Origin of the sequence: Pseudoalteromonas piscicida (genome assembly GCF_002208135.1) — a bacterium.
Lineage (GTDB): Bacteria > Pseudomonadota > Gammaproteobacteria > Enterobacterales > Alteromonadaceae > Pseudoalteromonas > Pseudoalteromonas piscicida_A.
The window spans coordinates 3,131,990-3,158,987 of sequence record NZ_CP021646.1; the positions used below are offsets into that span (position 1 = coordinate 3,131,990).

The 26,998-nt window shown below is 41.7% G+C and carries 23 protein-coding genes; 1 reads left to right on the top strand and 22 read right to left on the bottom strand.

Features of this window, described 5'->3' with window-relative positions; translation table 11 throughout:
* Nucleotides 1–3 precede the first annotated feature (3 nt).
* From wecC to B1L02_RS14640, 20 genes are all read right to left on the bottom strand, one after another.
* Nucleotides 4–1,272 (bottom strand): UDP-N-acetyl-D-mannosamine dehydrogenase, encoded by a 1,269-nt coding sequence (wecC, locus tag B1L02_RS14540; protein ID WP_088531598.1) that lies wholly within the window; start codon nt 1,270–1,272, stop codon nt 4–6.
* A gap of 44 nt (nt 1,273–1,316) precedes the next feature.
* Nucleotides 1,317–2,432, bottom strand: a complete 1,116-nt coding sequence (gene wecB / locus B1L02_RS14545) for a non-hydrolyzing UDP-N-acetylglucosamine 2-epimerase (RefSeq protein WP_088531599.1) — start codon at nt 2,430–2,432, stop codon at nt 1,317–1,319.
* Nucleotides 2,433–3,074: 642 nt separating this feature from the next.
* Complete coding sequence (locus B1L02_RS14550) at nt 3,075–5,309, bottom strand: polysaccharide biosynthesis tyrosine autokinase (RefSeq protein ID WP_088531600.1); 2,235 nt, start codon at nt 5,307–5,309, stop codon at nt 3,075–3,077.
* Nucleotides 5,310–5,323: 14 nt separating this feature from the next.
* The gene (locus tag B1L02_RS14555; RefSeq protein WP_088531601.1) at nt 5,324–5,758 is read right to left on the bottom strand and encodes a low molecular weight protein-tyrosine-phosphatase; all 435 of its coding nucleotides are present in this window, start codon (nt 5,756–5,758) and stop codon (nt 5,324–5,326) included.
* Between the two features lie 11 nt (nt 5,759–5,769).
* The gene (locus B1L02_RS14560; protein WP_088531602.1) at nt 5,770–6,885 is read right to left on the bottom strand and encodes a polysaccharide export protein; all 1,116 of its coding nucleotides are present in this window, start codon (nt 6,883–6,885) and stop codon (nt 5,770–5,772) included.
* 1,132 nt (nt 6,886–8,017) lie between these two features.
* The gene (gene rfaH / locus B1L02_RS14565) at nt 8,018–8,497 is read right to left on the bottom strand and encodes a transcription/translation regulatory transformer protein RfaH (protein WP_088531603.1); all 480 of its coding nucleotides are present in this window, start codon (nt 8,495–8,497) and stop codon (nt 8,018–8,020) included.
* A 71-nt stretch (nt 8,498–8,568) separates the two neighbouring features.
* Nucleotides 8,569–9,735 (bottom strand): nucleotide sugar dehydrogenase, encoded by a 1,167-nt coding sequence (locus B1L02_RS14570; RefSeq protein ID WP_088531604.1) that lies wholly within the window; start codon nt 9,733–9,735, stop codon nt 8,569–8,571.
* A gap of 52 nt (nt 9,736–9,787) precedes the next feature.
* Nucleotides 9,788–10,939, bottom strand: coding sequence for a hypothetical protein (locus B1L02_RS14575; protein ID WP_088531605.1), 1,152 nt, complete (start codon nt 10,937–10,939; stop codon nt 9,788–9,790).
* Between the two features lie 2 nt (nt 10,940–10,941).
* The gene (locus B1L02_RS14580; protein ID WP_088531606.1) at nt 10,942–11,871 is read right to left on the bottom strand and encodes a glycosyltransferase family 2 protein; all 930 of its coding nucleotides are present in this window, start codon (nt 11,869–11,871) and stop codon (nt 10,942–10,944) included.
* Between the two features lie 24 nt (nt 11,872–11,895).
* Nucleotides 11,896–12,978: a DegT/DnrJ/EryC1/StrS family aminotransferase gene (locus B1L02_RS14585; RefSeq protein ID WP_088531607.1), complete on the bottom strand. Its 1,083-nt coding sequence runs from the start codon at nt 12,976–12,978 to the stop codon at nt 11,896–11,898.
* 12 nt (nt 12,979–12,990) lie between these two features.
* Nucleotides 12,991–13,569 (bottom strand): acyltransferase, encoded by a 579-nt coding sequence (locus B1L02_RS14590; protein ID WP_045962981.1) that lies wholly within the window; start codon nt 13,567–13,569, stop codon nt 12,991–12,993.
* Nucleotides 13,569–14,516, bottom strand: a complete 948-nt coding sequence (locus B1L02_RS14595) for a Gfo/Idh/MocA family oxidoreductase (protein ID WP_088531608.1) — start codon at nt 14,514–14,516, stop codon at nt 13,569–13,571. The genes B1L02_RS14590 and B1L02_RS14595 overlap by 1 nt, the downstream gene beginning before the upstream one ends.
* Before the next feature lie 16 nt (nt 14,517–14,532).
* Complete coding sequence (gene tviB / locus B1L02_RS14600) at nt 14,533–15,813, bottom strand: Vi polysaccharide biosynthesis UDP-N-acetylglucosamine C-6 dehydrogenase TviB (RefSeq protein WP_088531609.1); 1,281 nt, start codon at nt 15,811–15,813, stop codon at nt 14,533–14,535.
* 7 nt (nt 15,814–15,820) lie between these two features.
* Nucleotides 15,821–16,579 carry a WecB/TagA/CpsF family glycosyltransferase gene (locus B1L02_RS14605; RefSeq protein WP_157757248.1) on the bottom strand — a complete coding sequence of 253 codons (759 nt, stop codon included), beginning with the start codon at nt 16,577–16,579 and terminating at the stop codon, nt 15,821–15,823.
* 34 nt (nt 16,580–16,613) lie between these two features.
* Nucleotides 16,614–17,690, bottom strand: a complete 1,077-nt coding sequence (locus B1L02_RS14610) for a glycosyltransferase (RefSeq protein ID WP_088531611.1) — start codon at nt 17,688–17,690, stop codon at nt 16,614–16,616.
* Nucleotides 17,690–18,772 (bottom strand): non-hydrolyzing UDP-N-acetylglucosamine 2-epimerase, encoded by a 1,083-nt coding sequence (gene wecB / locus B1L02_RS14615; protein ID WP_088531612.1) that lies wholly within the window; start codon nt 18,770–18,772, stop codon nt 17,690–17,692. Before wecB (B1L02_RS14615) ends, B1L02_RS14610 begins: the two co-directional genes overlap by 1 nt.
* 247 nt (nt 18,773–19,019) lie before the next feature.
* Nucleotides 19,020–20,594, bottom strand: a complete 1,575-nt coding sequence (locus B1L02_RS14620) for an asparagine synthase family protein (RefSeq protein WP_088531613.1) — start codon at nt 20,592–20,594, stop codon at nt 19,020–19,022.
* A 187-nt stretch (nt 20,595–20,781) separates the two neighbouring features.
* On the bottom strand, nt 20,782–21,762 hold the full coding sequence (locus B1L02_RS14630; RefSeq protein WP_223192067.1) for a glycosyltransferase: 981 nt from the start codon (nt 21,760–21,762) through the stop codon (nt 20,782–20,784).
* Nucleotides 21,763–21,764: 2 nt separating this feature from the next.
* Nucleotides 21,765–22,106, bottom strand: coding sequence for a hypothetical protein (locus B1L02_RS14635; RefSeq protein WP_088531616.1), 342 nt, complete (start codon nt 22,104–22,106; stop codon nt 21,765–21,767).
* Nucleotides 22,088–23,155, bottom strand: a complete 1,068-nt coding sequence (locus B1L02_RS14640; RefSeq protein ID WP_088531617.1) for a lipopolysaccharide biosynthesis protein — start codon at nt 23,153–23,155, stop codon at nt 22,088–22,090. Before B1L02_RS14640 ends, B1L02_RS14635 begins: the two co-directional genes overlap by 19 nt.
* Before the next feature lie 247 nt (nt 23,156–23,402).
* Here B1L02_RS14640 and B1L02_RS14645 point away from each other — a divergent pair, with 247 nt between their 5' ends.
* A complete protein-coding gene (locus B1L02_RS14645; RefSeq protein WP_088531618.1) occupies nt 23,403–24,974 on the top strand; it encodes an Ig-like domain-containing protein in 1,572 nt (523 codons plus the stop codon).
* A 75-nt stretch (nt 24,975–25,049) separates the two neighbouring features.
* Here the strand turns inward: B1L02_RS14645 and rfbA are convergent, their stop codons facing one another.
* Together rfbA and rfbB are read right to left on the bottom strand one after the other, a co-directional pair.
* Nucleotides 25,050–25,937, bottom strand: coding sequence for a glucose-1-phosphate thymidylyltransferase RfbA (gene rfbA, locus B1L02_RS14650; RefSeq protein WP_088531619.1), 888 nt, complete (start codon nt 25,935–25,937; stop codon nt 25,050–25,052).
* The gene (gene rfbB / locus B1L02_RS14655) at nt 25,934–26,998 is read right to left on the bottom strand and encodes a dTDP-glucose 4,6-dehydratase (protein WP_088531620.1); all 1,065 of its coding nucleotides are present in this window, start codon (nt 26,996–26,998) and stop codon (nt 25,934–25,936) included. The genes rfbA and rfbB overlap by 4 nt, the downstream gene beginning before the upstream one ends.

Here is a 26,998-nt window from a genome sequence, read left to right on the forward strand (position 1 = left end):
GTATTACCTCAAAGCTCCAACAGTATCTAAAACGTGATTGCAGTTTTCAAAAGCTACCTTAGAAAACTCCTTATGATTAACCAAAATCACATGAAGATCCGCATCCTTTGCTGCACTTTCAAGGCTCGTCAACTTACAATCCGTCAAAGAGCTTGGTAACTGGTTGATATTAGGTTCAACGACCAATACCTCTCCTTTATGCAGCCTTCGTATTTCTCCAGCAACCGTTAACGCAGGGCTTTCACGTAAATCGTCTATGTCAGGTTTAAAAGACAAACCGTAGCAAGCAACGGTGATAGACTCCATCGATGTATTTGGTGAATTTTGTAATATCTTAAATAATTCACCTTTCACTTTATCAATTACCCATTGAGGCTTAGCGTCATTCACAAGTCTTGCAGTATGAATTATTTTGGACAGCTCCGGAGTTTTGCTTACAATAAACCAAGGGTCTACAGCGATACAATGCCCACCGACACCAGGCCCTGGCTGAAGAATATTTATTCGGGGGTGACGATTAGCTAAAGAGATTAACTCCCAGACATCGATATCTAACTGGTCGCAAAGCACAGAAAGCTCATTTGCAAATGCAATTTGAACATCTCGACAAGAGTTCTCGGTCAATTTGGCCATCTCGGCTGTTCTTGCATTCGTAACGACACACTCCCCGTTAACGAAGATTTTATAAAGGTCGATAGAGGCTTGAGAACATTTAGCAGTCATTCCACCAATAACGCGATCGTTTTCAACCAGTTCACGGACTACATGTCCTGGCAGAACCCGTTCAGGGCAATGAGCAATCCGGATGTCAGAGTCCTCTCCACAGTCTTGCGGGAAACTTAGATCAGCTCTTGCCTCAGCTAACCACTCAGCCACTTTCTCAGTCGCGCCAACGGGTGATGTTGACTCAAGGATAACCAAGTCACCTTTTTTCAGAACCGGCGCAATCGCATCAGCAGCCGACTTAATATAAGTCAAATCAGGCTCTGGAATTTCTGAGCCATTATTTTTAAAAGGGGTAGGTACTGCTATTAAAAAAGCATCTGCAGGTTCAGGTTTTGTTGTCGCTTTTAGATAACCCTCAGTAACCGCTGCATGCACTATCATATCTAGCTCAGGTTCAATGATGTGGATTTCACCTCTATTGATTGTGTCTACGGCATGCTGATTAACATCCACACCAATTACTTTCTTTTTGCGAGAGGCAAACATCGCTGCTGTTGGCAATCCAATGTAACCCAAGCCAACGACCGAAATTGTATTAAATGACATACTTTCCCTTTGATATCTTGAAGTTTAAAACTGCTTACTATTGTTTATTTAGCTAAAATATCGCAGATTCTTTTGCATGCATTTCCATCACCATAAGGGTTATGGGATCTGCTCATTTGCTCGTAGCTTTTCTCATTAATTAGCAGTTGTTCTAAAGACGTGGTGATTGCTGCTACATCAGTCCCGACTAACTTTACTGTCCCAGCTTTTACAGCTTCAGGACGCTCAGTGGTATCGCGCATAACTAGAACTGGCTTGCCGAGGCTGGGCGCCTCTTCTTGGATACCACCAGAATCTGTTAAAATAACATGTGCTCTATTCATTAAATAAACAAAAGGCAAATATTGCTGAGGTTCTATTAAGTGAACATTGTCAATATCGCTTAAAATGCGATTAACTGGCTCTTGCACATTTGGATTTAAATGCACTGGATATAGGATTTGACAGTTTGGATGCGCTTTTGCAGTCTTAGCCAGAGCTTCACAAATACGCTCAAATCCACCACCAAAGCTTTCTCTTCGGTGACCTGTAACTAAGATAAGCTTTTTGCTCTCATCCAACATGGGGAATTGTGCAGCTAGAGTATTGCTTAGCTCGGAGTCTGTTTCTATTTGATGCTTAACCATTAGCAAAGCATCGATCACTGTGTTACCCGTAACAAATATATTTTCATCATGGTAATTTTCAACTAGCAAGTTTTGTTTAGAGGTCTCAGTGGGAGCAAAGTGGTATCTGGTAAGCGCCCCTGTAAGCTTACGGTTTGCCTCTTCTGGCCATGGAGAGTATATATTGCCTGTACGTAAGCCTGCCTCGACATGACCAACTGAAATTTGTTCATAATAAGCGGCTAAGCTTGCTGCAAATGTGGTTGCAGTATCGCCATGTACTAAGACCACATCTGGCTTAAACTCTTTAAGTACTGGAGTAAGCTCTAATAAAATTCGGCTTGTCACTTCTGGTAGCGTCTGCCCGGCTTTCATTAGGTTTAAATCATAGTCAGGTGTAATTTTGAATAACTCTAAAACCTGATCTAACATCTCTCTGTGCTGTGCTGTAACACATACTTTGGCATCGAAGCGTACATCTTGCTTTAGAGCGTATACTAAAGGTGCCATTTTAATTGCTTCTGGTCTTGTTCCGAATACTGTAAGTACTTTCACAGAGTGTCCCTTTATTTTTTCTGCTGGTTTATTTAGAAATGCCGATTGGATGTTAGGAGGCTTTACTTGTCTTATTCAGTCTCTCTATTCATAACGCCCTATATCTTCATGCAGAGCTATTATTCTACGAATTAAATCCGCAGTTGAGTAACCTTGATTGGTTATCTTTCAATCTCAACATAATGCCACTTTATACACATTGAGTTGTTATGTTGCACCAACTTCGGCTTGCCCTATGTCTCACAATAACAACTCATCTTATTGATCATAACATAAAGTCGTTGCTACGAGTCGTAACGTAAAGCCGTCCTACGGGTCGCGACATAAAGTCGCTGCTACAAGTCGTAACGTAAACTCGCTGCTACGGGTCGCGACATAAAGTCGCTGCTACGAGTCGTAACGTAAAGCCGTTCTACGGGTCGCGACATAAAGTCGCTGTTACGGGTCGTAACGTAAAGTCGTTGCTACGAGTCGTAACGTAAAGTCGTTCTACGGGTCGCGACATAAAGCCATTCTACGAGTCGCGACATAAAGTCGCTGCTACGAGTCGCGACATAAAGTCGCTGCTACGAGTCGTAACGTAAAGCCGCTGCTACGGTCGTAACATAAAGTCGTTGCTACGGGTTGCAGCGACATAACCTGCTATGCTTTATCTGACTTGTACTCGTAGTTGTAGTAGCCGTAGTAACCATAGGCATTAGTTGATTTACGAACAACACCGTTGAATACCACCCCTTTTACATCAATACCATTTTGCTCAAAACGATTTCGTGTAATTTCTAGCTCTTTTGCATGGTTTTGACCAAAACGGGTTACTAGTAATGTTGTGCCTGCATGCGCACTCACAATAGCAGGGTCTGTCACCGCTAAGATTGGAGGAGTATCAACAATAACTAAGTCGTACATTTTGCTCACTTCACCAATCAACTTGCTAAAGTTTTCATGCATTAGTAGCTCTGAAGGGTTAGGAGGTATTTGGCCTCGGGTCATTACTTGCAAATCTTCAACTTGGCTTGGCTTAATCACCTGCGCTAAATTCAATCGGCCAGAGAGGTAATCACTTAAACCGTCATCCCATTTCATGCCAAACTGAGTTTGCAGGTAGCCTTTACGCATATCAGCGTCAATAACAAGAATGCGTTTGCCACTTTGCGCCAGAACGGTTGCAAGGTTTACGGTAATAAAGGATTTACCCACGCCAGGACTTGGGCCTGAGATAGCGATAACATTGTTTTTTGCTTCTAGCATAGCAAAGTGTAGGCTTGTACGTAGGCTTCGTAGAGCTTCTATCGATAGGTCTGCTGGATTATCAATTGCCAATATTGATTTTGCTTTTGCTGTCTTGCCCTTACGCGCTTTGGCAAAACCTGTAAGCTTCACTTGATAATCTGAGAAGGGTACACTGGCGTATACAGGTAAGCCCAACGCTTCAATTTCACTTGGGTCTTCAATCCCTTTATGCAGTGCTTTTTGAATAAGTACGATTGCAACCGCTAACATACCACCTAACATGGTAGCCATCACAACGATTAGTGCTTTTTTAGGCTTAACTGGTTGGGTTGTATTTACCTCTGCGTAATCTACGATGCGAACATTACCCACCGTACCTGCACGTACAATATCTAATTCCTGAGTTTTTCCTAAAAGTAGAGTATAAATTTCATTGTTTACTTCTACATCACGTTTTAAACGTAGTAGCTCACGCTGGGTTTCTGGCAAGCCTTGAACTTCACCAGCCAATTCGTTTCGTTGGCGCTTTACGGTATCAATTTGCTCTACCACACCACGGTATGAGGGGTGTTCGCGTTTAAATTTACGACCAAGCTCTAAGCGTTTTAATTCTAGTTCTTGTAGTTTTGTTTCTAATGCAACTATTTGCTCTAAAACGCCTTGTGTTTCTAGGCTAATATCAATGGATTCTTGGCGAATTTGGTAATCGTTAAAGGCCTTTTCAGCGCGCTCTAAGTTACGCTTAACTTCTGGAAGCTGCACCTCTAAAAACTCAAGAGACTGCTGTGCCTCTGCGCTGTTACGTTCGACGTTACGGCGAACATAAATACTGGCAACTTTGTCTAATACTTTTTCTGCGTAGGCTGGGGTTTTATCTTGAAGCGCAAGATTGATGATACCTGAGTCTTTGCCTTTTTCAGATGCAGATATAGCACTTTGTAAGTCTAATATCGTTTGTAATCTGTTTCGTTTTACAATTGAGAATTCAGTACCAGGTCGTGCAATAAGTGTTTTGATGGTTAATTCAAACTGCCCTGCTTTAATCTCTTGCCCAACTTTACCAGAAAGCATTTCTTCATCATCTGCATTTAGTAGAACAAAACTGTCATCAGTTTGCGCCAATAAAGTGAACTCTGTTCCCTCAGCGCTTTTAGGCACTCTAAACCGGTGGATCTCTACTTTTTCACCGCCCCACGCATAAGAGATTGCGCCAAAGCTTGCTTCCGCAACTTCACCTTCAGTTTGTGGTACGAACTTACGAAAGCTTCGCCCCCCTAATAAAGGAAACAATTTTGGTTCTACTACTATATCTAGATTAAGCGTATCTACCGCCTCACCTATAATACTTCTTGATTTGAGTAACTCGATTTCGGTTACCGCAGCGGAAGTACTTTCAAACATGCCAGACATGTCGTCAAAGCCAGGCACTGAACCACCTTTTTCTTCTACCTGTACCATTGCGGTTGCTTGGTAGATTGGCGTGCTAAATATGGCGTAAGCTACACCTAGCAGCATAAATAAAGATGTAATACCGGCAATAAACCATTTAGCGTCTAATAAGGCACCAAATAGTGCCATTAAGTCGATCTCTTGCGTATCTTCTTGTTTAGATTTTTGCGGAGAAATTAGATTTGGCTGAGCATTCATATACTCGCAATTCCTTATAAATACTGTTGCCAAGCGCTGCAGGCGCTATCGATAAGCTCATACACGTGTTCAAACGCTTCTTTAGATTGGCGGTAAGGATCGGGGATTTCTTTATCGCCAATCCACTTACCAAGTAAAAAGGTTTTACCGCGAGCTTGAGGGTAACGGCTACATAAGTCATCAAGGTGCCTATGTTCCATTACTAAAATGAGACTGTTTTGCGCAACAAGCGTACCACTGAGCTGGCGACCTTGATGCTCACTCATGTTGATACCTTGCGCCTTAGTAAGTTCTTGTGCCATTGCATCGGCAGATTTACCCTCTAACGCGGTTAAGCCCGCCGATGACACTTGAATATTCTTACCCGCCAATTTGCTTTTTAAAACATATTCTGCGGTTGGACTACGGCAAATATTGCCAGCGCAAACCATTAATACACTATCAAACATGAGCAATCACACTATTGATTTTCAATATCTTGAATTGCATCCACAGTTGATAGCGAAGGCAATAGTAAGCTTATAACTTTGTTCCAGCGAGCAAGTGGTGCGCTGGTAACGTACACAATATCTTGAGGCTGCAGTTCAAATTGCTCTGCAAGTACCAATGAGGCAACATTTTTTGCGTGCAGTTGATATACATCTGCAAGCACGCCGTCTTTTTGTAGGTCGCGTTTACGCAGTACAAAAACACCATTAGCATCAGCTGTGCGCTCATTAAAGCCACCTACTTCCGTAAGTGCTTCGGCTAGACTCAAACCATAGCGGTTTACGTCTACTTTGCCTGCTTTAATTACATCACCTAAAACATAAACATTACGTTTGTCGTTGCGGCTGATATGAATGATATCACCATGCTGCAACAAACGGTTTTGTGAAATATCACCCTCAGCATAGAAATCATCGAGTTGAATAACCTCTGTTTTCTCACCGCGAGTAAAAGTTACGGTTTCCCAATCAGCACTTTCTGTTAAGCCGCCGGCTTGGTTTATTGCATCAATTAGCGTGACTGGCGTTTCCGTGATTGGGTATACACCCGGTTTTGTTACCTCGCCGGTTACGTATGTTTTTTGACTTCTAAAACCAACCACTTTTACGTCTATTTGTGGTTCTTCAATAACACGGCTTAAGCGTTTAGTAAGATCTTCACGTAACTCATTTACTGTTCTACCTGCTGCCGGAACTTTTGGGGCGTAGGCAAAATTAATAGTGCCGTCGGCTTGAACACGGAAACCATCAAACTCGGCTGTTCTTTGTACCGCAGCCGGGATTGTAAGTTCAGGGTGATCCCAAACGCCAATTGTAATGACATCCCCAACACCTAAACGATATTCATAGTTTGAGACATCGATACCAGCAAGTGACGAACGGTCAATTTTTTTGGCTTGTTTGATTTTGTGCTCTTGAACTAACTGAGAGTCGATGATGTGAATATTTACTTTTTCTAAGTCGCGTTCTAGATTTGCTGTTTGTTCACCAGAGCCGATCCCTTCAAAATGGCCACCAGGAACAAGTGTACAGCCGCTCATTGTCATCAGAACGGCTGAAGCAATGATAGTTTTACAGCGTAGCGCCATTGTTTCTTCCCAAAAGTGTTGTAATCTTTTCTTTTCATTACTTTTATTGCCCTTTATTAAATAGTAGAGATGCAATAAAAATTTCGTGGGCTAATTAAAGCATGCACGATTGTTAATCGCAAGTGAGTACTAGGTTTTGCGCAAGATCTCACTCTATATTCTATGTTTTTACTTGAAGGTATGAATAAAAGCCTTTACCAAGTTTGAGTTCATTTTTTAGATTATTGTTTTTGTTATTTCTTAATTTGCAATTTAATCTTTGGTGCTTGGTCGCGGCGTCTGAGTTTGAACCATTTTGTCGCGACATAAAGTCGCTGCTACGACTAAGTCTGAACTATTCTGTCGCGGCGTAAAGTCGCTGCTACGGCATTCAGGCACGCTTCCACCCTCAGGTTGAGCTCCTAAATGCTGGTTTCGGTTTGAGTAAAAGATCGCGAGGTAAACTCGCTCCTACCACGTTGACCTAAGGTGTTTATGTCTTTGCGGTGTAAAGCCGCTGCTACGGCATTCAGGCACGCTTCCGCCCTTAGGTTGTAGCTCCTAAATGCTGGTTTTAGTTTTCGTAAGAGATCGCAAGGTAAACTCGCTCCTACCACGTTGACCTAAGGTGTTTATGTCTTTGCGGTGTAAAGCCGCGCCTGAATCAATCTGTCGCGACATAAAGTCGCTGCTACGGCATTTAAGCACGCTTCCGCCCTTAGGTTGCAGCTCCTAAATGCTGGTTTCGGTTTACGTGAAAGATCGCGAGGTAAACTCGCTCCTACCACGTTGACCTAAGGTGTTTATGTCTTTGCGGTGTAAAGCCGCGCCTGAACCATTCTGTCGCGGCGTAAAGCCGCTGCTACGGCATTCAGGCACGCTTCCGCCCTTAGGTTGCAGCTCCTAAATGCTGGTTTTAGTTTAAGTAAAAGATCGCGAGGTGAACTCGCTCCTACCACGTTAACCCCAGGTGATTATGTTTTTGCGACATAAAGTCGCTGCTACAAAATGGTTTGGGCTTTTAAATTACAGCTACAAAATTGCAAACGTTCCGCTATGAGAATGTAATCTTTCTAACAACGTGAAGAAGTTTACAGTCAAACCAGAGTACACCCTTTTTATAACAAATAAATAAGAATAAAGGATGAAGTTTTTATTGTACCTTTTTTATTGTACTGTTATCAACAACGATTTGTGCATAATGATTAAGCAGTTTAATTAATAAAATGCTACGTAGCTCTCCATCAGGTTGTTGATATATGGCGTGAATGTCTTTGTAACAGCCGTCTGTTAACTGAACCAAGTCGCCTTCTTGAAGGTCGAGCTCGTCTGCTATTTCATTTTTATTCATTAGTTGAGCAACGAGTTCATCTGGCACCATTTGTAGATCGGTACCATAACGAATAAAGTCAGAAACACCGCGAGTGTTTTTTACAGCAGAAAAGTGTGAAGAATGTGGATCTAGCTTAACAAATAAATATCGTGGAAACAGCGGTTGCTCCACCGCTTTTGAGCCAGAGGTTTTTCTTTTTACGAAAGTTGGGAAACAAGACTCTATCCCTTGATTTTGAAGATTTGACTGTGCTCTGTGTTCTTGTTTTGGTTTACAGTAGAGCAAATACCAGCATTCCATGCGTTGCGTTCCCTAAAAAAGCCTAACGAATTAAGCCTTCTATTATACGCATATTCTCAATTAGGTCTAGCCTAGTCACTGCCAAAAAGGTCTCTTGTGTAGACTTTTTCGGTAACGTCTTGTAACTCTTCAACCATACGATTAGAGATGATTACATCACAACTACGTTTGAATACATCTAGGTTGTTTTCTACTCTCGAATTAAAGAAAGCTGCCTCTTTCAGTACTGGCTCATAAACCACTACCTCGACTCCCTTTGCTTTTATTCTTTTCATCACACCTTGAATAGCAGAAGCTCTAAAGTTGTCTGATCCCGCTTTCATTATTAATCGGTAGATCCCCACCACCTTAGGTTCTTTTTGCAAAATTGACTCGGCAATAAAGTCCTTTCTTGTTGTGTTTGCATCAACAATTGCTTGAATTATATTATTAGGGACGTCTTTATAGTTGGCTAAAAGCTGCTTCGTGTCTTTTGGTAAACAATAGCCACCATAGCCAAATGAGGGGTTATTGTAATGACTGCCAATTCGAGGGTCTAAACACACCCCCTCAATTATCTGCTTAGCGTTTAAACCATGAGATTCAGCATAGCTGTCTAACTCATTAAAGTAGGCTACGCGCATCGCCAAATAAGTATTCGAGAATAACTTGATCGCTTCGGCTTCTGTTGACCCACTAAAAAGCACATCTATATCCGCTTTTAATGCCCCCTGTTGAAAAAGGTTAGCTATAATTTGTGCATGTTCTGATTTAGCACCAATTATGATCCGTGATGGATATAAATTATCGTGGAGCGCTTTACCTTCTCTTAAGAATTCAGGAGAAAATATAATGCTCTCATAGCTAAACTGCTCCCTAGCTTTACGAGTGAAACCCACAGGAACTGTAGACTTTATTACGATCTTCGCCTGAGAATTGATAGACAGCAATTCACCAATTACATTTTCTACACTACTTGTATTAAAAAAGTTCGTCTTAGGATCATAATCAGTTGGTGTAGCAATTATAACAAGCTCGGCGTTACCAAAAGCACTCTTTGCACATGTTGTGGCTACTAATTCGAGCTTTTTCGAAAGCAGATACTCTGAAATCTCAGGGTCATAGAAAGGCGAAATTTTATCATTCACCAAGCGAACCTTGGACTCGTTAACATCTAGCAATGTAACTTGATTATGCTGCGCGAGAAGAATTGCGTTGGAAAGCCCAACATAACCTGCACCAACAACTGTTATCTTCATAGTTTTAGCCTCTTTTCAACTCTCAGCTTACTATAAGTAAAGAAGATGACAGTTAAGTGGACGCATTTAGCTCTCTAGCTGACTTTGCACTTGAAGAACCATAATATTTCAACCGCTGTGGATACAACGCGGTCATTACAATAATCAGTCCAACAATAGCATACACACTATTCATCGAGCTGACTGATGCTCCATTTAAAAATAAAATACTGATGCAGGCAAGTCTTGCTCGCGGTGAAACATCGCTCAATTTGAGCAGCTGATTCACTGCCAAAAAGATAAATAATAATCCTAAAAAGCCATGGTCAAATACTGCCCTAGTGAGGTAAGTGTGCAATATAACCGAGTAACACACTCCTGGCTTGCCTGCACTAAATAGTGATTGGTAATACTGAAGCCTTGTGCACACACTTTCGGGCATTGCTGTAAGTGTTTGCGAACCAATCAAATATTCCTGCCATCCCCAACCTGAAATCGCTTTCAAAAAGCCTTGGAAAAAAACCACCCTATCGATTGCTTCAATATCACCGCCCGACAAACGACTAATAAAGGTTGCAGCGACACCAGCTGCGATTATAGCAACAACAAGCAACTTAATTATGGTCTTCCAGCCAAAGTCTTTAATATAGAAAATGGTGAACATTGCAAGAAAGCAAATCACACCAGAACGAGAACCTGAAAGAAAAGTAACCACACCTAATGCCATCCAGTCGAATAATGACAAAGAGCGATTAAAGCCCCATATTGCACACCCTAATAGCAATACAAACATAATTTCATAGTTATTTTCGGTAAAAATACCTGGCCGACCTTCTTGCCCAAGGCCAATCCAAATGACATATTTGATGAAAAATAGTAGCAGAAGAATATGCCAAAAACGTCGCAGTAGCTTTTCTTCGAATAACACTTTAGAAGAAAAAAATGACAATAAAGCGAGATAAAAAAAAGTTTTATAGGCAATAAAGTAATCTACAGGATGGATACCGCGAACCTTAGCTAAGGCTAACGTAATAATCAAATACAGCAGACTACAGCTGAACACTAGCCATGCGCTTGGGCACATGCGCTTAGCAACAAACAAAAAAGTACATAGAACCAGCAATTCGAAAATAGCATTAGTTGGCAGCACATGGTATTGACCAATAATACCAATACTCATGATTGCTAATGTTAGAAAGAAAAACAGAAACTGCTTTCTAACCATGCTTATCTCCGATGCTTTAAAGCCATATAGCTACGAGCGATCCAGCTCTTTGGCATTATTAGTAAGAAAAAAGCCGCTACGCGATACCTATCCCATTGTAATAAAGGGTGGGTTAGCAGAAGCTTTAATGCTTTCATGCGATTACCAATGAGTAAATTACTTTTTACACTGCTCATCACGGTAAGATGTTGTAGGTATTTAACACTTCCAATAAGCTCAGTAGGCACAATACCATCATCCAGCAAACGCTGAAATTCAAAAATATGTGGAGATGGCTGCTCAAAATCCGACGGCGACTGCCCAACACTAGAAGCCGTTAAATCATACATCACAGACACTGACTTATCGTAAGCAATTGGCCACTGACAAGCAACGCTACCCCATACGGCCTGATCTTCACCAAGGCTTAATCCTTCTTTAAACCCACCGACTTTTAGCAAGCTCTCTTTTGCAATGCAAACAGATGACGAAGTTATTGGTAAATCAGCATTACAACACGCTAAAAAATAATCTTGCAGCAACCCTCTATTTTCTAGTAAGTGTTGGTTTTTGGCCGCTCGCTTCCCTTCCACTGTGTTGAACTCATAGCCAGTACAAAAAATACGTGCATCAGGAAAGGTTTGATAAAGAGATTGAATATTAGACAAAAAGTCATCATGCCAAACATCATCAGCATCCAAGAATGCGACAAACTCAGCGTTAGCAGCACGAACACCAACATTTCTTGCAGCAGAAACGCCTTTGTTAGCCTGCTGTAATAATCTCACCTTACTACTGTTTATTTTTTCAACTACACTCGCGCCAGCATCAGTGGACCCATCGTCCACGACAATGATCTCACTCGCTGGATGTTTTTGAGATAGTACAGAATGAACAGCTCGTTCAATATATTCGGCTTTATTAAAAAGCGGAATAACCACAGAAATATTCATTCTTTTAAGCACTCACAAGCAAAATTATTCGGTACTGTCGGTGCATAAATATCCATGCATAGGCAGACTCAGTACTGACTTAGCCAGTTTTTCAGCAATCGGAAAATCACCTTCCTTATGACCTAAATGCTCAAAAGCACTTTGCTGATGCATACAGGTGCCATAGTAAATCATGGTCGGAATACCTTGTTCTTTATATGATTGCATTACCTGTTCACGATTATCTACTTGGATAGTGTATTGCGCCCATGAACTTAGATATCCCTCAGGCACAAAAGGCGCAACAAACTGCGGCTGAAGATCATTGGTATAGTTCTTGGCAGCGCGGTTACGATTCTCCAACTCGGTCGGAAAAGCAGCAAGCTTCTCCAATAAAATAGCGGCTTGAATTGTATCTAATCGGCTATTCATGCCGATGCGAACATTATCGTACTTGTCTTTGCCTTTACCATGCACTCGTAGAGATTGTAATAATGCAGCATATTCATCGTTATCGGTAAATAGCGCCCCACCATCACCATAGCACCCTAATGGCTTAGCAGGGAAAAAGCTGGTTGTAGCTATATCGGCAAAAGAGCCTGCACGTTTGCCATCAATCTCACCACCAAACCCTTGCGCTGCATCTTCAATAATCTTTAGTTGATATTTATCCGCAATTTCTTTAATCGCTGGATAATCAGCAGGTAAGCCAAATAAATCCACAGCCATAATCACTTTAGGTGTCAATTCACCAGCGTCTATTACCTGCTTAATTCGGTTTTCAAGATCGATTGGACAAATATTGAATGTTTTTGTGTCAGAATCGACAAACACAGGAGTCGCTCCCGCAAAAGCGATAGTCTCAGCGGAAGCGAAAAATGTAAAAGTAGGACAAAAGACGGCGTCTCCGGCTTTCACATCTAATGCCATCAGAGCTAAAGACAGCGCGTCAGTACCGTTAGCACAAGTGATAGTATGCTTTACACCTACATAATCAGACAATGCAGCTTCAAGCTCTTGTACTTCTGGCCCCATAATGTACTGACCATGTTCTAATACCGCTGCGATCCGTGTATCTATTTTTGTTTTTAAATGCTGATACTGTGCAGCTAAGTCGATAAATTGCATTACATCATTCCATTAAAATTGATGACTAAGTTGGTTTCCGTTTAGTACATACTGCTCGCCAGTATGCGGACAAACACAACGACCTTCACCTTCAAGGGGCAAGTCTAATTGCTCGCCATATTTACTGATCCAACCGATTTGTTTCGCTGGTACTCCGACCATAAGCGCAAAAGGAGGAACGTCTTTATTAACCACAGCGCCGGCACCAATCAACGCATACGAGCCGATTGTAACGCCACACACGATTGTGCAATTTGCACCAAGCGTTGCGCCTTGCTGGACTCGAGTATCTCGGTATTCAGTTTTGCGCTCTATAAACGACCTCGGATTATAGACGTTAGTGAATACCATGCTCGGACCACAAAATACATCGTCTTCTAGATAAACGTTGTCATACACTGACACATTGTTCTGGATTTTAACGTTATTACCAATCTCTACTTTATTACCGACAAAAACATTTTGCCCGAGCGAACAGCCGGCACCAATTTTGGCTCCGCCACAAACATGTGCAAAATGCCAAACTCGAGAGCCTTCACCTATCTGAGCGCCGTCATCCACAATCGCGCTTTCATGCTTTTGGTAGGCCATTAGAGCTTACCTTGTAAAAACGGATGAACATCCGCTTGTGATTCAATATGTACTTTACCTTGACGGATTGCATTTACGGTTTCGATACAGTGACGTGCGTCTTCTAAGCCATAGCCTCTGCCAGCTAAAATTTCTTGATAAGAAACAGTATGAAGATCGGTAAAGCCGCCCGAAAACTCTAACTCTTCGCCATCACAAGTGATTGAGCGATAAGTCGGTTGCTTACCTTTAACGACTTCTGGTAAATCTTCAGCATCAATAGACAAAAACCATTTTACTCTGGCATTTTCATACTCTAAATAACCAGCCGCTTTGTCATTGTTCATGAAATGCAATTCGTTGCGCTGTAAATCACCAAAAATAAAGTGCAGCATGTCAAAAAAGTGAACACCGATATTCGTCGCGACGCCAAAAGATTTTCTAGGATCGCCTTTCCAGCTTTGCATGTACCACTTACCACGAGAAGTAATGTATGTTAACTCCACTTCATGCTTGTCGGTATTTGACGAACTTGCGACCTTATCTTTCAGATCTAAGATAGCTTGGTGATGTCTTAGCTGTAATATGTTGAATACTCTCTTGCCGGTTTCTTGCTCAACCTGAATTAGGTCATCAAGTTCAGCGAGCGTCGGTACTAAAGGCTTTTCGCATATCACATCACAGCCCAAACGCAGACCAGCGGTAATGTGCGAGTGGTGTAGATAGTTAGGTGAGCAAACAGAAACATAGTCAAGCTTAGTCGCTTCATTGCGCTTCAATTGATGCGCATGGTCATAGAAGCACTCAAACTCTGTGAAAAACTCACTTTGCGGTGAAATACTATCGATGATACCCACAGAATCATTGATGTCATAGGCAACTGACAGCAGATTACCAGTTTCTTTAATGGCTTTCATATGACGAGGTGCGATATAACCCGCCGCACCAATTAATGCGAAATTCTTCATCTTTTCCATTGCTCTGTTATAGCCTTATATCTGCATCTTGTGGGTTTAATACATGTTTAACATCGTATAAAACATGATCTTCTTTACCGAATGCTCTGATCTTTTCCACCCCCCACTCTTTAAACTCAGAGTGATCGACCGCGAGGATAATACCATCGTATTGACCGTGCTGTATCTGATTGACAAGCTGTATACCGTACTCTTTTTCTACTTCTTCTGCACTCGCCCAGCCATCGTAGACATCAACTGACATATTGAAATCTTGAAGTTCGCGCACTACGTCAATAATTTTAGTGTTTCTCACGTCAGGACAGTCGCCCTTAAAGGTAAACCCAAGTACGAGTACTTTAGCTTCATCTATATGAATTTTACGGCTTGAAAGCTTCTTAACTAGCTGTGTCGCGACGTATTCGCCCATACCATCATTGATGCGACGTCCGGCAAGTATGACCTCAGGACGATAACCAACCTCTTCTGCTTTAAAAGTCAGATAATAAGGGTCAACACTGATACAGTGACCGCCGACCAGTCCAGGCTTAAATTTCAAAAAGTTCCATTTTGTTCCTGCAGCATTTAGTACTTCTTCCGTATCAATATTCAAGCGATTGAATATTTTTGCAAACTCGTTAATCACAGCAATGTTTAAGTCACGCTGGGTGTTCTCTATCACTTTTGCAGCTTCAGCAACTTTAATTGAAGATGCTTTATGCGTACCAACGGTGATAATTGAGCGGTACATCTCGTCGATAAAGTCGGCAACCTCAGGAGTCGAACCTGAAGTGATCTTAGTAATCTTTGTTAACGTATTAACTTTGTCACCTGGATTGATCCGCTCTGGTGAATATCCAGCAAAGAAGTCTTGATTAAACTTAAGGCCTGAGATCTTCTCAATGATAGGAATACAGACTTCTTCTGTCGCGCCCGGATATACTGTGCTTTCAAAAATGACGATGTCGTTACAGCTGATATGACGAGCCACCAATTCCGACGCTTTACGAAGTGGATTAAGATCCGGCGCATGTGTATCGTCAATCGGCGTAGGAACCGTAACGATAAAAATGTTACATGAGGTTAAGTCATTTTCGTCACAGGAGTAAGAAAGCTTAGCCGCTTCAGTTAGCTGTGTCTTATTCACCTCTAACGTGGCATCAAACCCGTCACGTAATTGCTCAATTCGACGTTTATTGATGTCAAACCCAACAACGTCAAAATATTTACCAAATTCAGCTGCTAATGGCAGACCTACATAACCAAGGCCAATAATGCCTATTTTTTTTGTTGGTGAAGGAGAAAACATACTTTTCCTATTTCTCGCGAGGGTTGGCTTCTTCGATTGACTGAGTGCGTTTATTTTTCATTTGTGCGCGCAAATAGCTTACAACAAACTTAGGGTATTCTCTTACAAGTCTTTGACGAACATGCTTATGCAATACCGCTCTTTGCAACCAACGTAATCCAAGTTTTTTTACTAAAGGGTGATAATAGTCAGCTTTAATTGCTGACTGCTCAATAAATCCGCCACAAGTGAACAGTAAGGCAGGAGCATCTAAAGCATTTTTTAATTCAACAATAAATTCATCTTGCTTTGGAGTCCCCATACCACAAACAATAATTTCTGGCTGCTGCTGATTAAGATCAGCGATGACTTGTGACTTAAGTGCCGCATCATTTACATAACCATGATGCTTAAAAACGACATTGAGGTCCGGAAACATGCTATCGTAATTTTTGACAGCGACATCAACTAATCCCGGTTTTGCGCCAATAAAGGCGATGCGTTTTCCTGTTTGATTGGCAAAGCGTAAAACATCGACTGCTATCGAAGAAAAGTCGAAGCTTAATCGCTGAATTTTATTTTGGTTAAAAGTGTTATGTAATTTTGTATGCAACGACCCATCAGAAAAAATAATGTCCAGTCCCGATAATAGACGAGCATTCTTACTCAATAGTGAGTATGAAAATGGATTTACAAAAGTCACAGCGATGCTACGCGGCAGCCCTTTTGTACTCTCTACTAGTAATTTATCAAATACTGTTTTGGAGGACAGTTTGTTATCTAACACTTTTGAATGGATCAAATTACGCCTACACTATCTGTTAATTTAACTTATCTAAAATACGCTTGAGCTTACTCTCCATGCTCAGGTTTTCTTCCGCATACTTTCTTAACTCACTTGGTGACATTAGTGTCTTAGTGGGTAACTCACAAATCAAAGACGTGATATCATTCGTGCTATCACTATTACTCACCATCAAACGAATATTAGAATCCGCTGGAAAATCCGGATCATTGGCAGCCCCAATGACACTTAATCCTCTTGCTACATACTCTCTGGCTTTCAACACCGATGCTTCATCAAGTCCTATGCGGTACAAACCTAGACTCGCAATGCCTATGTGCGCATTGTTAAATTGTGCATCTAACCTAGCGCCAGATAAAAACCCCGTAAACTCAACTTGTGAATCAATTTTTAATGATTTTGCCAGCTTCTTCAAAGGTTCAAACGCTTCCCCTTCGCCTACAATAGTCAAACTGACTTTCGGCGCATCAGGTTTATTTACTAATTCTGCGATTGCTTTCAACAACCTATCATATCCATGCCAATCTGCGAGTTGCGCTACCGCAATTAAATTCAAGGTATCATCGGCTTGCCAAGATGACAGCGCCACAGGCAAATCTTCAGGTATATTAATACCGTTACCAATTTTAAGTGTTTTATGCTTAACGCCGAATAAATACCATGCAGATTCTTGCGCATATTGCACTATTAGATTTGCAGGCATTAACACCCAACTGCCAGAAAGTAATGAGATACTCTGTTTAAACATTCTTACAAGCGTTCTTGGCTCTGATGTTTTAAGCTCTACCAGCACGGACTTTCGTGGCGTTGGCACATCCACTACTATTTTTGTTCCTCTTAGTCGCGCGAGCAAAAAAGGAAAAAACAAAAATGGAAACAATAAACTAGAAAAGCGAACAAACAATACTTCTGTATTTGTACTTAACAGGGCTTTGATAAACCCCCACGCTCCCGACATCGTTGGCGCAAGCAAAGTAGACTTAGCGTTCAAGCCTAACTTTTGCGCAGAAGCAACTGTACTGTCTATTTTCTTCGCGACACCGGGCGTCTTCTCGGCATCTACAAAAGCGATATATTCAAACTGATGTTTCATTAGGCGCTTTCAAACTCCAGAAGAGCTGCCAATATCGCCTTCGCGGCTTCACCGTTACCATATAAGCTCTCAGCTTGAGCGAAGTTCGTTGCCTTTGCAGCGTCAACCGCATTTAAAATTGCCTGTTTATCAGCGCCAACTAGTTGATTCACACCTGCATTGACAAGTTCAACCCACTCAGTTTGATCTCGCATTGTAATACATGGCTTTGAGAAAAAATACGCTTCTTTTTGCAGGCCACCACTATCCGTTAGTACTATCTCGCAATGCTCTAATAGCCATACCATTTCGAAATAACTCACCGGCGGTATTACATCGAACTTAATCTCAAGACCCAAGCATTCAGCTAATTTTTGTGTTCTAGGGTGAATGGGGCAAATAACAGGTTGAGTTTCCGATAACTCATTTAGTGCTGTAATGATGCTTTTTAGACGATTTTCATCGTCGGTGTTTTCTGCTCGGTGGATTGTACACAGATAGAAACTGTCATATTCTGGGATAGCTGGTCGCTTTGCACTTTGTGTATAGAAACTAGCAGCATCAAGCATCACATCACCGACATTGCGTACCTGACAGCTTTTGTCTTTAAAGCCTTCTCGTACTAAGTTTTGCACAGCGGTATCTGTAGGACAGAATAGAATTTTGCTGATTTGGTCGGTTAGGATACGATTAATCTCTTCAGGCATCCTCATATTAAAACTACGTAGCCCAGCTTCAACGTGAGCAACCGGAATATGAAGCTTTGCTGCAGCTAATGCACCAGCCAGTGTCGAATTGGTATCACCATAAACCAAAACCCAGTCTGGCTTTTCTTCTAATAGTACCTTCTCAATCTCTTCCAACTGACGGCCGGTCATTTGTCCATGGGTGCCACCACCAATTCCGAGACTGTAATCTGGCTTGGGAATTTGCATCTCTTCAAAAAAGATATCGCTCATATTGGCGTCGTAATGTTGCCCCGTATGAACTATCACTTCTTGCACTGCTTTTTGGCTGGTTTGATTGTGCTCTCTGACTGCGCGACTAAATGTAGCGGCTTTGACAAATTGCGGCCTTGCCCCAATTACTGTTACAACTTTCATAAATATGTAGCCAAATTAGTTGAGAATATTCCTCGTAGGAGACCAATTGCTTACAGCTCCCTACTTTCCTACAAAACCGCGTTTTACACAGCCCGTGAACCGACGGATTTTACCTTATTACCAAGCAGTGATACAACCGATAGGCTGTTAATTGCCTATAAAAGTCACAATCTGCTTATGAAGTTGAGCGAATATAGCATGTATCAGAAATAAAACTGTTAAAGAATGCAATCAATAATACTTTCTGCTAACTCTCTTTATTTCCCCAGCGAGATTGCAAGAAAAGTAAGGAGTAGACCCCAATCATGGTGTAACCAAACTTAGCATATTCATCTTTTTGCTCGTCGGAAAGTAACGCTCCAAATGCCAAAAAGTGATTATCAAAGTCGTTTCTGAGTTTTTTACCATAGACAAACTGTTTGAGCTGTGTAGGCATGACTTGATAAAGTCCGTGCGCTAACTGACGAGTGAAGCTGAAATCCGCTGCATTTTTATCCGCAATTTCACTTTGGGCACCTACTATGGATTTGAATCTGTCAGCAACATAGGCATTATACCAAAGGCGTTTTTTTCTATATTGCAGTGGCATTTCACACCAAAACTCAACAAATTCCTTATCCCATAAGGGCAACCACCACTGCATGCCAAAAAACTCGTACACACGAACTGAATTGATAATGTATTTTGCCTGTCTTTCTCGCCAATCCCAAAGTTCATATTGATTAGCAAACGCTTCAGCATTAAGTGCATCGCCGCCCGATAATTGCTCCTGCAAGCTTGCTCTTATCTGGTTGAATGTCTGCGTTTCAATTAGTTGCCTTGGCACATTTTTATAGTGATCCGTGAGCAACTTTGAAGTCAGATCAGATTTTGAGAACTGCTGTTGTTCAAAAACAATGTCTGGGATATGAGAGCCTGCCACAAAATCGCCACTGTGGCCGGGCACAAAAACAGCATCGCTTGAAATTAACTGTTTGTCTTTTAATTCTCTGACTGCCAACCAATCCTGTATATGTGGTAAAGACACACCATTAGAGGCCATCTCTCGAAACTCATCGGCTTCGTCACTAAACCAAGCACTGCGCCATTTATCTTCGTTATACTCAACAAAGTACCATTGAAAGCCCAGCCCCGTAGCAATTTGCTTGCTCAGCGCTGCTTCTTTATTTCCTGTTAAGCCATAGGAAAAACAGACGACATTTTGATAGCCAAGCTGTTTTATCGTTGAAGCAATAAGTCGAGAGTCAAACCCACCAGAAAGCGGCAGCACAATTTGGCGTCCAGCGGCAAATTCTATAAGCCGTTTGAATACTGCTCTCACAGCAATGTCTAACTGTTCAACATATAGAGACTCAGCCTGAACCTCAGGCTCATGATGTTGGAATAGGAAATAGTTTGATTTGCTAACTTTCCCCGTGCGCTTGCAAATGATGACTTCTTGCCCCGCCTCAACTTGCTTTATTTGCTTAGACAGCGTTCTATCTGCACACACATAGCCAGTTAATGCGAACTCAGCCTTCCCCTGCTCACACTCTTCATTTTGCTGTAATTCCGAATGCAGCCAAGCATAATCAGAGGAGAACAATATTTTGTCATTCATTACTGTATAAAATAATGGAGTCGAGCGGACTCTATCAACTACAAGCCTCACAAACTCATCTTCATGGCTGAGCAATGCAAAAAAGCCAGATAATGAAGAGAGGGAGTGTCGTTCGAAAAGCCCACGACCAAACTCACTACCATCGAGCCCTTTTTGCTCTAGGTAGGGATTTCCGAGTACTTCGAACGCTTTTACATGGTTTGTTATTACGCTATACATCATTTGACTTCCGAAACACTCTGTAAGTGCTCACTAAGTTGACTGGCAATGTGAAAAGTAGAGAAACGCTGCTTAGCTTGCTTTGCAATCGTTTGGTTACAGTATTGTGATCTGTTATCCCTCATATATTGCATCGTATTTGTAAGTAACTCGATATTATTCGGTTCAACCAAAACGCCATTTTCTTTATTTACAAAGTCCACAGCCCCCCAGTATTCGTGGCGATAACCGGTAAGCCTGCACTCATTGCTTCGATATATACTACCCCAAAGGCCTCGTATTGACTTGGAAGAACAAAAACATCTGCCTGCTGAAGCGCACTCACGACCTCACTCGCCGTCAAGTTACCCGTAAAGTTGACTCGGTTCTCTAGTTTCAACTCTACAGCTAACTCTTTGACTCGGTTTAAATACCAACCATCACCGACTATCGTTAATGAGACATCTTTATCTTTAGATGCTAAGTTCGCGAAGGCTTGAAGCAAAGTTTCATGACCTTTTAGAGGCGTAACGTGCGCAACACAGATAAACTGACAAGCTTGGTGTACTGTTGAGCGTTTCATTGTAAAACGATCCACATCTACCATATTGGCAAGTACTTCAAGCTGAGCCTCAGGACACACTTTCTGTAGGTAAGGAATAAGCTTAGATGAGACGCATAGGACTTTGCTTGCCCCTTGCAGCGCTTTTTTAACCTGCACCAGTGACATTTCCTTTTTTTCACTCTCATTTACGTACTGATTATTAATAAATCGTCCTCGATGCTCGGTGACCACATAGTTAACCGCAAACATTTTTGCGATTTTGCTCGCGGCATATCCGGCCCATATTAAACTATGTGCGTGGATCACATCTGGCTGGTACTGCATCGCCTTTTTGTAACGTTTAAATACTTGCTTAGACTTAAATGCAAACAGCTCAGCATATAATGCATAAAACTTTGGAATACCGGGTAATGGCGCCCGTGCGACAGTCAACGGACCTTCTTGCGATAACGTGTAACGACCGGAAAACAACCAACACCAAGCACTCAACCATCGCAGCAGCTCTCTTGGTGAAATACGCTCTACGCTTTGCACTATAACATCATGTCCCTGTTCAGCCAGCGCTTCCGCCTGTTGCTGAATAAACTCCCCTTTGTACGGTGGATACCAAGAAGGTAAAACGAGCACTTTCAAATCTTTTTCCTTATCATCAGTAATGTTAATGGCAACACGACAAACATTGCACTGAGAAAACCAATGAAATCACTTTGCTCGGCAAGTAAACGAATAATCACAAAACTTGGCAAACATAAAACAGCAAATGCTTTTAAATGCGGCATAATCAAGTCTACTATCGAAATATTGAGCTGAGAAAAAACCAATAAGATGAAGGCACTTACTACAAGTGCATTGATAATTGAAAAGTACATTATTGCATCTTTAAAAGCCATGGAAGATAACAGCACTACGCTGCCCAGACGAACGATACAAGAACCAAAATCGAAATAAGCCGCTAGCTTTTGCTTTTCCATTGCAACCAAAACGGTACTAATTGGAGACGCAGTAAATACAAAGTAAATCCATATAGCAATAAACTGAGCAATCTCCCCGCTTCAGTCCACTTTTCCCCGAAAACCACTGCAAATATCTCAGGTAAAAAAGGCAAAGTTAAGGCCATGATAGGCATAGCAATCAGTATCAGTCGATTATGAATATCCAGGGTATTTTTTGCCAACGTTCCAGCAACTAAATAATGTTTGGCGTTTGACATAAAGACATTTCCAACCGCATTTCCGATGAGCGTTACAGGTGCAAATAACATTCTATGTGCCAAAATGTAGAGCCCAACAAGTGCCGCAGAGTAGTAGCCGGAGAACAGTACGACAGGCAACATCGTACTTGAGGTGTTAGCCAATGAAGCCCAAAGTGTATACTTAGGAAAGTTTTTAAAGCGTTTAGCAACCGCTAGCAACCGTTTTGGGTTGTAGCCGTTAAAGTGTAACGTATCTCGCTTTTGTAATAAAAACATCAAAGTCGATGCAATAAATCCGAAAGTATGCCCAAGCACTAAACCAAAAACCGTCCACAACGAAAGTCCAACTTGCGCTATTGCTATAATCACAGATTGCGTCACTTTTGACACACTTAACACCCGAAAAGATTCTGTTTTAATCGCGTAAAAATGCAAAAGTTGATAACAGCCACAAGCAAATAGCGCAACTGGGATAAGATAAAGCTCACTTTTATCTAGCGATAGATTGAGATGCGCTATCAACCATGAATCAAATGCATAGACAACAACTGCAACCACTGTGCAGCTCAATACTATCAAGATAAAGCAGAGGTGTAGTAGCACCTTAGCAATCGAATGTTGTTTTACAAGGGGAAGCGCGAGTTCATACTTCAAGCTGACGAGTACTAAAAGTATAGTGATAATACTGACGAACACTCCGAAGTTACCAAACTGCTGCGCACTATAGAGTCGTGTCAAAACAGGCGAGATCAGTAACAAAATGAGTTGCGCCGAAGCAGTGCCCGAAACAAGAGTTAGGATATTTTTTAAAAAGTTATTTGTGGCCAAGCGCGTATCTTTTAATTTGCAATATTAACACATCAACAGTCAAACCAGTCACTACGCGAAAAGTATTAACCTTGACTTCATCATCAAACTTCCATTCTAACACGAGCTATGCAACTCATCTACGCCACAAAATACCTTATCGTAAGCCATAATATTAGCGTTCAAGGTATTGAAAAGATATTGCTTAAATTTCGCCCAACAGATACTCACACTAGAGATGAGCACAACATTCAAGGAGAAGGTATTTATGAAAAGGTCAATAATCTCTACTATCATTGCTAGTGCTTTGTTAAGCGCCTGTGGAGGGAGTTCAGATAACAATGACAATGATGTAATCGGCGGCCAAGGAGACTTTACTGTAGAAACATCAACAGCATTTACCACCCAAGAAGATACAACCTACACGCTTGCGGTTAGCCCAAAGTCCGCACCAAGTGGAAACGACACATTAACGGTTGAAGTTATAAAGTTCCCCACTCTTGGCACGCTCACCAGCAGTGGCTTGAGCCTAAGTTATCAACCAGCACCAAACAAAAATGGCACTGACAGCTTCTCTTACAAATTTAAAAAAGGTGGGGTATTAAGTAATGAAGTGACCGTCGATATCACAGTCGAAGCGATTAACGACGCTCCTACTATTTCAGGAACCCCCTCGCCCGAAGCTATCAAACTTAACGACAGCTATTATTTCACGCCAACTGTTGAAGACGTTGACGGTGAAACTAGCACACATCAATTCGAAATTACCAACAAACCTAGCTGGGCAGAATTTGATACAACAACCGGTAAGCTAAGTGGAAAGCCTGCTAATATCGAACAGCTTGGTAACTATCGGCAAATTATTATATCCGTACTGGATGGCGAACATAGCGTATCGCTGCCCCCTTTCGACATAGAGGTTGTATCTCAACCATGGCAAGCTTTTTCAGAGATCCCAAACGATCTAGGTAGTCACTTGCAGTCTGCGACACTTGGAAAGGAAATCATCATTGCAAGTCATGCAGCATCGCTCTCTTCCTCAATGAGCTGCGCAAATGCGCCTTTAAGCGCACCTGAGATCCACTCGCTTGCAACTACAAACACGGATTGGCAAGCATTACCTTCTGCAAACGAGTCTCGCTATTACTATCAAGCTCAAATATCAAACAATAAGTTGTTCCTCTTCGGTGGAACAGAGGCCTGCCCAAGCACCTCCTCCCCCAAGGAAACAATGGAGATCTTTGATTTTAGTACACAACAATGGACATCAATTGCAGCGCCCAAATTTGCCCCTTTTGAAAATAATGTTCTAGCGAGTTGTGCAAACAATGACACGATTGTTGCGTTCACCCAACAAGGTAACACCACGTCTGCTTACCAGCTGGCCACCGCTGCTACAACTTGGTCTCACAAACCGGCATCACTACCAAATCTATCGATTACTGACTGCCAGTTTATCGGAAACGAATTATTTATAACGGCTAACAATACTCAAGAGCAACAAGCTCACTTAATTCAGTATCAACTCTCAAGCGCTCAGATACTTTTAAATGAGCAGGTACCGGCTGAGCTCTTCGGGAGCTACTATACGCTGACGCATAATCAGCAAAACATTCAGCTTCATAGCGCAGCACACGTTTTGAATTACGATACTCAAACCATGCAGTGGAGTAACCTATCAAACAATCCAAGTGCTATGGAGCAACAAGGCTCTGAAACTTACTACTTGCGTGACTTTAAAATGGAGTCAGTTGATCAGAAGCAGTACCAAATTGGAGGTGCGTTTACGACCCAAATGACAAGTCGAATATTTATTTTTGATACTGCACTGGAAGAATAGCTATTTGACGAAGGGGAAACTTGCAGTTCAAGTTTATTTCGCAAGTATCACCAGCAAGCAATACGGGTGTGAGAGCTACTGAGCTCTCACTCTTTTCTCTTTCGTAACAAGTGCCTTTAAATAATCACCGTATGTTGTTTTTGCTAATAGGTTTGATTGTTTTTCAAGGCTCTCAAGAGTTAACCAACCTTTGTTCCAAGCTATTTCTTCTAAACATGCGACCATTAGCCCTTGCCGACGTTCAATGGTCTGCACAAAGTGACTCGCTTCTAACATACTGTCGTGTGTACCAGTGTCTAGCCAAGCAAAACCACGTCCGAGAACACTGACTTGTAATTGACCACGCTCTAAGTATGCTCGGTTGATACAAGTAATCTCTAGTTCCCCACGTGATGATGGTTTTACTGTTTTAGCGATATCTACAACTTGATTGTCATAAAAATACAGTCCTGTCACAGCAAAATTTGACTTTGGCTGGCTGGGCTTTTCTTCTATTGATGTTACTTTACCCGCTTCGTTAAATTCGACAACACCAAAACGCTCAGGATCAGCCACTGGATAACCAAATACCATTGCTCCGTGAGTCAATTGAGCTGCATTATTCAGGTATGGAGAAAACGCCTGACCGTAAAAAATATTATCTCCTAATACCAAGCAAACAGACTCATTCCCAATAAATGTCTCTGCAATCACAAAAGCCTGAGCAAGCCCCTCTGGTTTTTCTTGAACCGCATACTCTAATTTGACACCAAATTGCGTTCCATCGCCTAATAAATTTTTAAATAACTGCTGTTCTTGTGCCGTTGTGATCACCAAAATATCCCTAATACCAGCCAACATCAACACTGATAATGGATAGTAAATCATTGGTTTATTGTATATTGGCAACAATTGCTTTGAGACCCCTTGGGTTACTGGATATAAACGGGTACCACTCCCTCCAGCTAGAATAATTCCTTTCACAACTTCTCTCCTGCCTCAAAGTCTTTAAGATACCATTGAACGGTTTGCAACAACCCTTGTTCAAATTGATATTCTGGATACCAACCAAGTTCTTGTTGAATTTTTGTATTATCAATAGCGTAGCGAGTGTCATGCCCTGCTCGATCATCCACGAAACGAATTAACTTAGCAAAGCCATCTCCGCCAGCGGCTATTGCGATTGGGTGATTTGGCACTAGTAACTCTAGGTGGTGACATATCATCGATACCAGCTCAATATTTCTTATTTCATTCTTACCACCAATATTAAAAGTCGTTCTCGGAGCTGCACGTTCTAGCACGGTACAAAGTGCACTGGCATGATCGTCTACATATAGCCAATCCCGTATTTGTGTGCCATCACCATACACTGGTAGTTCTTTTCCCTGTAACGCGTTGCGTATCATTAGCGGAATGAGCTTTTCCGGGTGCTGGTAAGGTCCGTAATTATTAGAGCAATTAGTGATGATATAAGGGAGTCCATAAGTTCTTCCCCACGCCCTAACTAAGTGATCGCTACTGGCTTTAGAAGCGGCATAGGGGGAGCTTGGTTGGTATTTGTGGTCTTCCGCAAATGGCGCTGCATTCTCATCTAAATCACCATATACTTCGTCCGTTGAAATATGGTGAAACCTAAAATGGCTTTGCGCTTCTTTTGTCAAAGAAGCGTAGTATAGACGAGACACCTCTAACAACTGATAAGTACCAACAATGTTAGTCTCAATAAACTCAGCAGGCCCGCTAATAGAGCGGTCTACGTGACTTTCTGCGGCTAAATGAAGAATATATGACGGCTCAAAAGATGACACCGCTTGTGCCAAGGCTTCACGCTCACATATATCCAATTGAATAAATTGATAGTTTGGCTCTTCAGAGAATGTATCTAGTGCTGCTTTGTTGGATGCATATGTAAGCTTATCAATATTGAGTATCTGAGCATTAGTATTAGCTAGTAAATGCCTGATCACGGCACTACCAATAAAACCAGCACCTCCAGTTACCATAACTTTGGCTTGATCCAGTTTATTATATTTACTTGCCAT

What these genes read in the sequence shown, in the direction of transcription:
- B1L02_RS14580 (WP_088531606.1), bottom strand. Translation starts at nt 11,871, where the DNA reads ATGAATATTTCTGTGGTTATTCCGCTTTTTAATAAAGCCGAATATATT.
- B1L02_RS14645 (WP_088531618.1), top strand. Translation starts at nt 23,403, where the DNA reads ATGAAAAGGTCAATAATCTCTACTATCATTGCTAGTGCTTTGTTAAGC.
- B1L02_RS14555 (WP_088531601.1), bottom strand. Translation starts at nt 5,758, where the DNA reads ATGTTTGATAGTGTATTAATGGTTTGCGCTGGCAATATTTGCCGTAGT.
- B1L02_RS14595 (WP_088531608.1), bottom strand. Translation starts at nt 14,516, where the DNA reads ATGAAGAATTTCGCATTAATTGGTGCGGCGGGTTATATCGCACCTCGT.
- tviB (WP_088531609.1), bottom strand. Translation starts at nt 15,813, where the DNA reads ATGTTTTCTCCTTCACCAACAAAAAAAATAGGCATTATTGGCCTTGGT.
- rfbB (WP_088531620.1), bottom strand. Translation starts at nt 26,998, where the DNA reads ATGGCAAGTAAATATAATAAACTGGATCAAGCCAAAGTTATGGTAACT.
- B1L02_RS14550 (WP_088531600.1), bottom strand. Translation starts at nt 5,309, where the DNA reads ATGAATGCTCAGCCAAATCTAATTTCTCCGCAAAAATCTAAACAAGAA.
- B1L02_RS14560 (WP_088531602.1), bottom strand. Translation starts at nt 6,885, where the DNA reads ATGGCGCTACGCTGTAAAACTATCATTGCTTCAGCCGTTCTGATGACA.
- wecC (WP_088531598.1), bottom strand. Translation starts at nt 1,272, where the DNA reads ATGTCATTTAATACAATTTCGGTCGTTGGCTTGGGTTACATTGGATTG.
- B1L02_RS14620 (WP_088531613.1), bottom strand. Translation starts at nt 20,594, where the DNA reads ATGATGTATAGCGTAATAACAAACCATGTAAAAGCGTTCGAAGTACTC.
- B1L02_RS14590 (WP_045962981.1), bottom strand. Translation starts at nt 13,569, where the DNA reads ATGGCCTACCAAAAGCATGAAAGCGCGATTGTGGATGACGGCGCTCAG.
- rfaH (WP_088531603.1), bottom strand. Translation starts at nt 8,497, where the DNA reads ATGGAATGCTGGTATTTGCTCTACTGTAAACCAAAACAAGAACACAGA.
- B1L02_RS14635 (WP_088531616.1), bottom strand. Translation starts at nt 22,106, where the DNA reads ATGGAAAAGCAAAAGCTAGCGGCTTATTTCGATTTTGGTTCTTGTATC.
- wecB (WP_088531612.1), bottom strand. Translation starts at nt 18,772, where the DNA reads ATGAAAGTTGTAACAGTAATTGGGGCAAGGCCGCAATTTGTCAAAGCC.
- B1L02_RS14570 (WP_088531604.1), bottom strand. Translation starts at nt 9,735, where the DNA reads ATGAAGATAACAGTTGTTGGTGCAGGTTATGTTGGGCTTTCCAACGCA.
- B1L02_RS14575 (WP_088531605.1), bottom strand. Translation starts at nt 10,939, where the DNA reads ATGGTTAGAAAGCAGTTTCTGTTTTTCTTTCTAACATTAGCAATCATG.
- B1L02_RS14585 (WP_088531607.1), bottom strand. Translation starts at nt 12,978, where the DNA reads ATGCAATTTATCGACTTAGCTGCACAGTATCAGCATTTAAAAACAAAA.
- B1L02_RS14610 (WP_088531611.1), bottom strand. Translation starts at nt 17,690, where the DNA reads ATGAAACATCAGTTTGAATATATCGCTTTTGTAGATGCCGAGAAGACG.